A 10,156-nucleotide genomic window follows, 5' to 3' on the forward strand; every position below is an offset into this window, starting at 1 on the left:
ACCCGCGAAAATAGGTCGGCTACTTACGAACAAGGCGGCCTAGGTCCGGCACGCGACGCGAAACCGGTCCGATGAAGTCCACAAGTTCGGGAACACGGGCCGCCTTGAGCAGCAGGAGGTAGACGATGGCCATTACTGCGCCGACGACCGCGATGGTCACCAGCGCCGTGCCGATCGATTGCCACGCGAAGCCATTGGTGTAGCCCCCCATAAGCCACAGCACGGCCGCACCGACGCCGCCCGAGAACACCGAGAACCATCCAATGCGTATATAGGTATCGACGACTTCGCCGGTGCCGTAGTCGCCATACCGCCGCACCACCAGAACGTGGGCGATGATCGCGGAGAGGATGTTGGTGACGCCGAACAGCAGGGCGATGCCCAACGCGATGTGCGTCGCCGGGAGGACGGAGGCCAGGAGGTACGCCACAACCACACCGAAAACCGCGATCGCCGTCTGGATCACCATGGGCGTTTTGGTGTCTTCCTCGGCGAAGAAGACGCGGATGAGGAAGAAGTGGATGCTCTTGAACGGCAATCCCAGGGCCGTGAGGAGGAGCAACTGCCCGATGGCGGCGCCGGCGATCGCAGATTGCGGCCCCGATCCGGCGAAGAGGCGTCCCACCGGGCCGGCAAGCACGATGAACGCGACCGTCGCGAATACGACGGGGACCGCGGTTGTCCGCAGTCCCAGGGAAAGCGTCGGGCCGACCTTCTCCCGCTGGCCGTCGCTGAACGCGCGCGAGAGGTCGTTGAAGAGCACGGTGGCCAGGGAGAGGGCGAAAATAGAGTGGGGCAGAACGGTCACGAGCTGCATCGAATTGAGTGCCTGCTCGCCCGGAACGCTTGCGGCGACGTCCGGAGGCAAGGTCTCGCGCACGGCTGCGGCACTGGATACCAGCCGGGCATAGATCAGCGAGGCGACATTGCCCACCGTCATGGAGGCCAGCGTCCACGCGGCGAGGCGGCCGACGTGCCTTAGACCCATGCCGCGCCAGCCGAACCTGGGGCGGATGCGCAGCCCCGAGCGGGACAAGGGGATGAAGAGCAGCAGCGCTTGGATCGCGATGCCCAAGGTGGATCCGCCGGCCAACAGAACGGTCTGCTCCGGTTGCCAGTTGGCGAGTTGGTTCGGATCCCCGCGGTAGGCGCCGAACTGCAGGATAAAGATTCCGATGACGATGATCTGGACCAAGTTGTTCGCCACGGGCGCCCACATGTACGCGCCGAAGCGCCCGTGGGCGTTGAGGGCTTGTCCAACCACCGCATAGACGCCGTAGAAGAAGATTTGGGGCAGGCACCAGTAGGCGAAAGCGGTCCCCAAGGCCAGCATCGGCTGGGACCAGTCTTTGGTCAGGATTGTGATGATGGGGGCGGCGCCGAGCGTCAACAGCACGGTGAACACGCCCATGACCACCACGGTCAGCGTGATGAGTCGGCTGGTGTAGTCGGAGCCGCGGTCCGCGGCCCGCGAGGCCTTGATCATCTGCGGGACGAGGACGACGTTGAAGATGCCGCCGGCCAACAACATAAAGATGATGTTGGGGATGACGTTGGCCTTTTCGAAGATGTCGGCGACCATCGCGGTCGAGCCGATGGCAACGGCCAGCAAGGCGGTGCGGACGAAGCCGAGAACGCGGGACACCATGGTCCCGGAGGCCATCAGGGCATAGGCCCTCGCGTTTGAACCCGTCTTCTGGGTACTTGCGTTGTCAGTGGCCATGCTGGGGAAGGACTTCGCGCGCGAGGTCCGCTATCCGGCGCTCGTTCGGGAAGGAGAGCCGCTTGCCGAGGTCGGCGATCGGAACCCATGCGACGTCGACGGCCTCGTGGTCCGGATCGTTGTCAATGGTGAGCTCGCCTCCGGTGGCCTGCAGCAGGAAGTGGTGGACCGTCTTGTGCACCCTGTAGCTGGAGACCGTAAACCAGTAGTCGATGCTCCCCAGCGGCGCCAAGACGTGCCCGGCGATGCCGGTCTCCTCTTCCACCTCGCGGACCGCCGCCTCTTCGTTGGTCTCGCGACCCTCCGGATGTCCCTTGGGTAGGCACCACTCCAGTCGTCCACCCCGGTTGTACCGGGCAATGATCGCCACCGGAAGGCCGGGTTTGGTGGTGTCCACTATGACCCCGCCGGAGGAAACCTCCTCAACGGTGGGCAGGGAGTGGTGGCCCGGCTGCGCCTGCGCATGCGCCATTGACGCAGTCAACGGCGTGCGCTTCGGAGCGCTGGGAACTGGATGGGCCATGCACTCCACTCTATCCATCTTTCGTGCCGGCCCGTGTTGGGCCGGGCCAGCGGCGGGGGACGCGTCGTGGAGTAGTGCGAAAAGCCGAAAGTCTGGCACGGTTAAAGCACTATGCAGCAGCTTCCAGCCCCGACTGCGCTCGCCGCGCTCCTCCCTCCCGTTGTCTTCGATCTGGCGCGCCTGTTCACGGACGCCGGACACGAACTCTCGCTCGTCGGCGGCCCCGTGAGGGACCTCTTCCTGGGGCGCGTGTCCCCGGACCTGGACTTCACCACGGACGCGGACCCGGACCAGACGCTGTCCGTCGTCGCCGGTTGGGCGGACGCGACGTGGGAGGTCGGGCGCGCCTTCGGGACCATCGCCCTCCGTAAGGGCGAGTACACCATCGAGGTCACGACCTACCGGGCCGACGCCTATGACGCCGACTCCCGCAAACCGGCCGTCGCCTTCGGCACCTCGCTGCGGGACGATCTCTTCCGGCGCGACTTCACAATGAATGCGATGGCTCTGCGACTGCCCTCCCTGGAGCTCGTCGATCCCTTCGGCGGATTCGACGACCTCGAGGCCGGAGTCGTCAGGACGCCGGGGGCGCCGTCGTTGTCCTTCTCGGACGATCCGCTGCGCATGATGCGCGCCGCCAGGTTCGCCTCGCAGTTGCGCGTCGCGGTGGCCCCGGAGGTCAGCCGGGCCATGACGGACATGGCGGACCGGATCGGGATCATCTCCGCAGAGCGTGTCCGCGACGAACTCGTGAAGTTGGTCTGCGGCGCCGACCCGCGGGCGGGAATCGACCTCCTGGTGGACACCGGGATCGCCGAGCGCGTCCTCCCCGAGGTGTCGGCGCTGAAGCTGGAGATCGATGAGCACCACCGCCACAAGGACGTCTACCAGCACTCCCTGCAGGTCCTCGAGCAGGCGACGGCGCTCGAATCCGGACTGGACGGGCCCGTCCCCTCACCGGACTTTGTCCTGCGTTTCGCCGCGCTGCTGCACGACGTCGGAAAGCCGGCGACGAGGCGGTTCGAGCCGTCCGGCGCCGTCACATTCCGGCACCACGACGCCATAGGCTCCAAGCTGGTGAAGAAGCGCATGCGCGCCCTGCGGTTCGACAACGACACCATCAAGGCGGTCGCCCGGCTGGTCGAGCTACACATGAGGTTCTACGGATATGGCGAGGCGGGGTGGTCCGACTCGGCGGTGCGCCGCTATGTCACGGACGCCGGCCCGCTTCTTCAGCGGCTGCACCGGTTGACGCGCTCGGACGTCACCACGCGCAACCGGCGCAAGGCCGAGCGGCTGGCGTTCGCCTACGACGATCTGGAACGCCGCATCGACGAGCTCGCCGAGCGCGAGGAGATGGACGCCATTCGTCCGGATCTGGACGGGGAGGCAATCATGAGGATACTGGGGATCAAACCCGGCCCGGTGGTTGGCCGCGCCTACCGGCACCTGCTGGAGCTCCGGCTGGACAACGGCCCCGTCGGGGCGGAATCCGCCGAGGTGGCACTCGCCCAGTGGTGGCTCCAGCAACCCGAATCCCACACCGAGGAGAACCAGACATGACCGACCTTCCAAGGCTGTGGCTCATCCGGCACGGCGAGACAGAGTGGTCCCGCAGCGGCCAATACACGGGACTAACGGATCTTCCGCTCACTGCTGAGGGCGAGGACCAGGCGCTTCAGACGGGCCGGAAACTTGCGGCCGTCCGCGCCGCGGGCATCGAGTTCGGACTCGTTCTGACCAGTCCGCTCCAGCGCGCGCGGCGTACGGCGGAACTGGCCGGATTCCCGGACGCGGAGCAGGTTCCGTGGGCGCACGAATGGGACTACGGGGACTACGAGGGGGTCAATTCGGCCGACGTCCGGGCGAAGGACCCGTCCTACCTCATCTGGGACGACGGCGTCCCGAACGGCGAGACGCTGGAGCAGGTCGGCGCCCGCGCGGACAGCGTCATCGACCGCGTGCGCTCAGAACTCCACGGCGGCGGCGACGCCCTATTGGTCTCCCACGGACACTTCAGCCGCGTGCTGACCGCGCGCTGGCTGGGATTGGACGCCAGCTACGGCCGTCACTTCGTTCTGGGGACCGCCCAGCTGTGCCGGCTGGGTTGGGACAAGAGGTCGCCGGCCGTGGAGGCCTGGGGACTCTAGGGCCCTGCGCCCGGCCACGCATCCTGGCCCACGCGCCTACCTTGCGGTGCGGCCCGCGTAGGTGACGAAGCGCAGCAGCCACTCCACGGGGCCGTACCGATGGCCGGTCAGCCACCAGCGGCTGATCGCCAGTTGGCAACCGAACACCACAAGGACGATGCCCGTCACGCCGAGCGGATGTACCCGGTCCGCAAGCGCCAGGCCATAACCGGTGAACAGCAGGCCCAACACCAGCGACTGCCCCAAATAGTTGCTGAGTGCCATGCGTCCGGCGGGGGCGAGGACGTCCCTTGCGCCGGCCCCCGACGGCGAGCGGAACCACAGCAGGAGCGCCGCTACGTAGGCGGCGGTCAGGAATGGTCCCGTTGCCGTGGCCGCCGCGTAGGCGGCCAACGTTCCGGTCAGCGAGCCCGCTAGCTCCGCGGCCCATCCCGTGAACGCGGCGCCGGGCAATCCGATGCAGAGGCCGACGACGACGATGCGCTTGAGCGTGGACACCGGGACGCCGCGCTCGAGAAGCCGGGCCTTGCCCGCCGCGAGGCCCAGGAAAAACATGGCGAGGGCTATGGGACCCTGCCCGAAGACGAGGGACGCCAGGGTCTGCGGGTACAGGGACGCGTTGAACGCGAGGTAGGAGGCGGGCGAGTCCGTGATGCTCGCTTGGGCCCCGGTTGGTCCCTGAAGGGCCTCGCGCAGCATCGGATCCCCGGCCAGGAGCGGTTCGGTGAGTGCCAGCACTCCCGTCAGCAGCAGCAGCACCGCGCACATGGCGATCCAGATCGCGATTGCGGTTCGCCGCGCGGCGCGGATGGACACGTTTCTGCACATCAGCATGAGTGCTCCGGCGACCGCGTACGTCACGAGTATGTCCCCGGTGAAGAGCAGGATCGCGTGGGAGAGACCGAGGACGAACAACATGGCGAAGCGGCGCAGGGCGACGGGAGCCACGTCTCTCCCGCGTTCGTGCACGGCATTCCAAAGGAGCACAAAGCCGTATCCGAACAGTGCCGAGAACAGGATGTAGAACTTGCCGCTGAAGAGGGCTGAGACCCCCGCCAAGACGGCCGTTCCCAGCGGGCCGGCTTCGGAGGCTACACCGAAAAGTCGCGCCGGGTCGGCGAAGAACTGAACATTGACCATCAGGATGCCCAGGAGCGCGAAGGCCCTTAGGGCATCCAGTTCCTCCAGACGACGGGCAGATGGCCATACCGTCGCGACCGGTGCCGAGGACTGGGAAGAAGGGGTTCTCACGGATTCAGCCTAGGAGCGGCGTCCCGGGAATGCGTCGCTCTCCGGGATGACTTTGGCCCGCCGGGCGTGGCCGATCGCTACGGCGTGTCGCGCGAGGCGCGCCGTTGACATGATTTCTGGTGGAAAAAGTTGCCCCAGAAGGTGGCACGCCGGCCGACTCGTGCGCTATGTTTGGACTTGTGATTGAGAAAGCTCAATGCGAGCACTCGATCAACGGACAATATTGGAGCCGGTTCGCCGGCATGTTCACCAGAAGGAGGTGGGATACGTGATGACAAAGATGGACTTCGGAGGAGTGTTTGTCGCTCCGACCGGCGCCGGCCGTCGAGCCCGCGCAATCGCCCCCGCCTCTGGAACAGCGCCCCGCTAAAGCGCGCGCCAGCCGTCTGACGCAGACGTTGCTCCCGAGGACCCCCGCATTAGAGGTTTCCTTCAGGAAGAGCAGCGATGTCCACCAAATCCAGCACCAACACCCTGACTCCGGCGCGCTCCGCCGAGTTCATCTTCTCCGGCCCCGAGGTGCTCAGCGCCAGGCCGGCGAACCGCGCGGTCCCCGTGCAACCCCCGTCCCTGCGCCGCAACGAGGGGAGGTGACAGGAATGCGCAAATCCCGACGCGACCCACGCGAGGAGCGGTCCACCCGGTTCAACCCGGAACCGCGCCAGCGCCACGAGGCACAATTCCCCGTGGAAATGCTCTACCGCCTCCGGTAGGGGCACGCCGCCGGCACTGCCGGCCGATTCAGCGGCCCACCACAGGAGGACAGATGAACGACATTCATGCACCGACCGCAAAGCCCGCCGGCTTCACCGGCGGGCTTTGCCGCTTAAGGTAGCTTGGAGTCCACGGCGGCCGACGGGGCGGCCGACCACCGACGCGGCCACAAGCCGGGAAGGCCCAGTGATCATATGACGACGACGTCATCCACCGACCAGAGCGATCTGGCCATCGCCGGACGCGCCACCTTGCGCCCCATTGCAGAGATCGCCGAGGCGGCGGGCATTCCGGAGGCGGCCCTGGAACTCTACGGTCGCCACAAGGCCAAGATCGACGTCACCCGACTCCCCGCGGCGGACACCGCTCCCGGCAAGGTTGTGCTGGTGAGCGCCATGTCGCCGACGCCGGCGGGAGAGGGCAAGTCGACCGTCACCGTCGGGCTCGGCGACGCACTGGCACTCGCCGGCCAGCGGACGATGATTGCGCTCAGGGAGCCCTCGCTGGGTCCCATCTTTGGCATCAAGGGAGGGGCGACCGGAGGCGGCTTTTCACAGGTCCTGCCCATGGAGGAGATCAACACCCACTTCACCGGCGACTTCCACGCCATCACCAGCGCCAACAACCTGCTGATGGCACTCGTCGACAACCACATTCATCAGGGCAACGAGTTGGGGATCGATCCCCGCCGGATCACCTTCCGCCGCGTGATGGACATGAACGACCGCGCGTTGCGGAGCATCGTTATAGGGCTCGGGGGACCGACCGAAGGCGTGCCCCGGGAGGACGGTTTCGACATTACCGTGGCCTCCGAGGTCATGGCCGTCTTCTGTTTGGCAGCTGACCTACCCGATTTGAAGGCCAGATTGGCGCGCATGACCATCGGCTACGGCTACGACAGGCGGCCCATCACGGTCGCCGACCTGGGCGCCCAGGGCGCGATGGCCATGCTCCTCAAGGACGCCATCAAGCCCAATCTGGTGCAGACCATCGCCGGGACGCCGGCGCTGGTCCACGGAGGCCCGTTCGCCAACATCGCCCACGGATGCAACTCCGCGATCGCCACGAACACTGCGCGACAGCTGGCCGACATCGTGGTGACCGAAGCCGGATTCGGAGCGGACCTCGGAGCGGAGAAGTTCATGGACATCAAGGCGCGCTACGCCGGGTGCCAGCCGTCCGCCGTCGTACTCGTGGCCACCATCCGGGCGCTGAAGATGCACGGCGGCGTCCCGCGGGACATGCTCGCCGAGGCGGACCCCGAGTCCGTGCGGGCCGGCCTGTCGAACCTGCAGCGGCATGTGGGAAACATCCGCAAGTTCGGGATCGCGCCAATCGTCGCCATCAACCGCTTCCACACGGACACCGAGGAGGAGCTCGCCGTTGTCCTGCAGTGGTGTGCCGGACAGGATGTGGAGGCCGCCGTGGCGGACGTCTGGGCGTCCGGCGGTGCGGGGGGATCGGAACTTGCCGAGAAGGTGCTCAGGGCGATCGGGGAACCCACGGACTTCCACCACCTGTATCCGCTGGAACTTGGCGTCGAGGACAAGATCACCCGGATCGTGCGGGAAATCTACGGAGGCTCCGTGGTCGAGTTTTCCGCGCAGGCCCGCCGGCGTCTAGACGAAATCAGGGACAACGGCTGGGACGGGCTGCCCGTGTGCATGGCGAAAACGCAATATTCGTTCTCCGACAACGCCGCATTGCTGGGGGCGCCGACGGGATTCACCATGCACGTCCGAGACCTGATTCCCAGGACCGGGGCCGGGTTCATCGTGGCGCTGACGGGGCAGGTGATGACCATGCCGGGACTCCCGAAGGTCCCGGCTGCCATGCGGATGGACGTGGACGACGAGGGCCGGGCCGTGGGCCTCTTCTAGGCCGGGCCGGCATCCCTGTCCGCCGGCCGCGGCGGCGACGTACACTGCACCATGGAATTTCCCTCCCGGCCCTTCCTCGAACCAACGGAACGGCGGATCAGGGTGCGCCTGGGTGGTTCCTTAGTGGCCGACAGCACGCGTGCAAAGCTGCTTGTTGCCTACGGCCCGGGCGCACTCCCCACCTACTACCTGCCGCTGGAGGACGTCCGGCCAGGAGCCCTGGCCAACGAGGAACACGGCGCCGACGGGCGGACCCGGTGGGACGTCAGGGTCGGCGCCCGCGGGGAGCAGCGCGCCGCGTGGACACATCCGGAACCCACCGGGGCCCTGGGCGGACTCGCGGGGCACGTGACCTTCTCCTGGAGGCAGCTCGCGTGGTTCGAGGAGGACGAACAGGTGTACGTCCACGCGCGCGACCCCCACAAGCGAGTGGACACGCTGCACAGCTCGCGTAACGTGCGGGTACTCGTCCACGGCGAGGAGGTGGCCAACAGCATCCGGCCGCTACTCCTGTTCGAGACGGGGCTGCCCGTCAGGTACTACCTGCCCTTCGCCGACGTGGGCACGTCCCTGTTGCGGCCGAGCGACACCGTGAGCTCCTGCCCGTACAAGGGCACGGCCCGGTACTTCTCGGTGGAGGCGGGAGGGCGGCTCATGCGCGACGCCGCGTGGAGCTACCCCGAGACGATCACGGAGAACCCGCGGATCAGGGGGCTGATCTGCTTCTACAACGAGAAGGTCGACCTCGTGGTGGACGGCACCGCCCTGGAGCGGCCGGAGAGCCCGTTCTCCTGAGCCCGGGTTAGCGCTCGATGTCTCCGCGGATGAAAGCCTCGACCTTTTCCTTCGCGATGTCGTCGTTGTACTGCTCCGGCGGCGACTTCATGAAGTACGAGGACGCGGACAGGATGGGCCCGCCGATACCCCGGTCCAGGGCGATCTTCGCGGCGCGGACGGCGTCGATGATCACGCCGGCGGAGTTGGGGGAATCCCAGACCTCCAGCTTGTACTCCAGCGACACCGGGGCGTCGCCGAAGTTGCGGCCCTCGAGGCGCACGAACGCCCACTTGCGGTCGTCCAACCACGCGACGTAGTCCGACGGGCCGATGTGCACGTCGTCGGCGTGCATCGTCGCCTCGACGTTGGAGGTGACGGCCTGAGTCTTGGAGATCTTCTTCGACTCGAGGCGGTCGCGCTCGAGCATGTTCTTAAAGTCCATGTTTCCGCCGACGTTGAGCTGGTACGTGCGGTCCAGCGTGACGCCGCGGTCCTCGAACAGCTTCGCCATCACGCGGTGCGTGATGGTGGCTCCGATCTGGGACTTGATGTCGTCCCCGACGATCGGGACGCCCGCCGCGGTGAACTTGTCCGCCCACTCCTTGGTGCCGGCGATGAACACGGGCAACGCGTTGACGAAGCCTACGCCGGCGTCGATGGCGCACTGCGCGTAGAATTTCGCGGCCTTGTCGGAGCCGACCGGGAGGTAGCAGACCAGGACGTCGGCCTTGGTTTCCTTGAGTGCCGCGACAATGTCGACGGGGTCGGCGTCAGACTCGACGATGGTTTCGCGGTAGTACTTCCCGAGGCCGTCGAGGGTGTGGCCACGCTGCACCGTCACGCCGGTCGGGGCGACGTCGGCGATCTTGATCGTGTTGTTTTCGCTGGCCAGGATGGCCTCGGAGAGATCGAGGCCGACCTTCTTGGCGTCGACGTCGAACGCGGCGACGAACTGGACGTCGTTGACGTGGTACTTGCCGAACTGCACGTGCATCAGGCCGGGAATGGTGGCATCCGGGTCGGCGTCCCTGTAGTACTCGACGCCCTGGACAAGCGACGTGGCGCAGTTGCCCACACCAATAATTGCGACCCGGATAGGGTTTCCCGACAATGTGACTCCTCAGCAGAAATTCATGAA

The 10,156-nt window shown here is 66.6% G+C and carries 9 protein-coding genes; 5 read left to right on the top strand and 4 right to left on the bottom strand.

Going from position 1 to position 10,156, the window contains the following annotated elements:
- Positions 1–19: 19 nt before the first annotated feature.
- The gene (gene murJ, locus AC3ZJJ_RS15820) at positions 20–1,723 is read right to left on the bottom strand and encodes a murein biosynthesis integral membrane protein MurJ (protein WP_489892770.1); all 1,704 of its coding nucleotides are present in this window, start codon (positions 1,721–1,723) and stop codon (positions 20–22) included.
- Entirely contained in the window at positions 1,713–2,246 is a 534-nt protein-coding gene (locus AC3ZJJ_RS15825) for an NUDIX domain-containing protein (RefSeq protein ID WP_489892771.1), read from the bottom strand. Before AC3ZJJ_RS15825 ends, murJ begins: the two co-directional genes overlap by 11 nt.
- A gap of 111 nt (positions 2,247–2,357) precedes the next feature.
- On the opposite strand from AC3ZJJ_RS15825, the gene AC3ZJJ_RS15830 reads away from it, so the two are divergent.
- Together AC3ZJJ_RS15830 and AC3ZJJ_RS15835 are read left to right on the top strand one after the other, a co-directional pair.
- Positions 2,358–3,809: a CCA tRNA nucleotidyltransferase gene (locus tag AC3ZJJ_RS15830; protein ID WP_489892772.1), complete on the top strand. Its 1,452-nt coding sequence runs from the start codon at positions 2,358–2,360 to the stop codon at positions 3,807–3,809.
- On the top strand, positions 3,806–4,396 hold the full coding sequence (locus AC3ZJJ_RS15835) for a histidine phosphatase family protein (protein WP_489892773.1): 591 nt from the start codon (positions 3,806–3,808) through the stop codon (positions 4,394–4,396). Before AC3ZJJ_RS15830 ends, AC3ZJJ_RS15835 begins: the two co-directional genes overlap by 4 nt.
- A 36-nt stretch (positions 4,397–4,432) precedes the next feature.
- On the opposite strand, the gene AC3ZJJ_RS15840 is transcribed toward AC3ZJJ_RS15835, so the two are convergent.
- Positions 4,433–5,647 (bottom strand): DUF418 domain-containing protein, encoded by a 1,215-nt coding sequence (locus AC3ZJJ_RS15840; RefSeq protein WP_489892774.1) that lies wholly within the window; start codon positions 5,645–5,647, stop codon positions 4,433–4,435.
- A gap of 447 nt (positions 5,648–6,094) precedes the next feature.
- Between AC3ZJJ_RS15840 and AC3ZJJ_RS15845 the strand changes: the two genes are divergently transcribed.
- The 3 genes from AC3ZJJ_RS15845 to AC3ZJJ_RS15855 all read left to right on the top strand — a co-directional run bounded on the left by AC3ZJJ_RS15845 (position 6,095) and on the right by AC3ZJJ_RS15855 (position 9,036).
- Entirely contained in the window at positions 6,095–6,241 is a 147-nt protein-coding gene (locus tag AC3ZJJ_RS15845) for a hypothetical protein (RefSeq protein WP_489892775.1), read from the top strand.
- A gap of 314 nt (positions 6,242–6,555) precedes the next feature.
- A complete protein-coding gene (locus tag AC3ZJJ_RS15850; protein ID WP_489892776.1) occupies positions 6,556–8,241 on the top strand; it encodes a formate--tetrahydrofolate ligase in 1,686 nt (561 codons plus the stop codon).
- A 51-nt stretch (positions 8,242–8,292) separates the two neighbouring features.
- Positions 8,293–9,036 carry a DUF427 domain-containing protein gene (locus tag AC3ZJJ_RS15855; protein ID WP_489892777.1) on the top strand — a complete coding sequence of 248 codons (744 nt, stop codon included), beginning with the start codon at positions 8,293–8,295 and terminating at the stop codon, positions 9,034–9,036.
- Between the two features lie 7 nt (positions 9,037–9,043).
- Here AC3ZJJ_RS15855 and AC3ZJJ_RS15860 read toward each other — a convergent pair whose 3' ends face one another.
- Positions 9,044–10,129 (bottom strand): inositol-3-phosphate synthase, encoded by a 1,086-nt coding sequence (locus AC3ZJJ_RS15860; protein WP_489892779.1) that lies wholly within the window; start codon positions 10,127–10,129, stop codon positions 9,044–9,046.
- Positions 10,130–10,156 lie beyond the last annotated feature (27 nt).

This window comes from Arthrobacter sp. AOP29-A2-19, assembly GCF_058138025.1.

Coding starts and splice junctions, on each gene's coding strand:
- murJ (WP_489892770.1), bottom strand. CDS start 1,723: ATGGCCACTGACAACGCAAGTACCCAGAAGACGGGTTCAAACGCGAGG.
- AC3ZJJ_RS15825 (WP_489892771.1), bottom strand. CDS start 2,246: ATGGCCCATCCAGTTCCCAGCGCTCCGAAGCGCACGCCGTTGACTGCG.
- AC3ZJJ_RS15830 (WP_489892772.1), top strand. CDS start 2,358: ATGCAGCAGCTTCCAGCCCCGACTGCGCTCGCCGCGCTCCTCCCTCCC.
- AC3ZJJ_RS15835 (WP_489892773.1), top strand. CDS start 3,806: ATGACCGACCTTCCAAGGCTGTGGCTCATCCGGCACGGCGAGACAGAG.
- AC3ZJJ_RS15845 (WP_489892775.1), top strand. CDS start 6,095: ATGTCCACCAAATCCAGCACCAACACCCTGACTCCGGCGCGCTCCGCC.
- AC3ZJJ_RS15850 (WP_489892776.1), top strand. CDS start 6,556: ATGACGACGACGTCATCCACCGACCAGAGCGATCTGGCCATCGCCGGA.
- AC3ZJJ_RS15855 (WP_489892777.1), top strand. CDS start 8,293: ATGGAATTTCCCTCCCGGCCCTTCCTCGAACCAACGGAACGGCGGATC.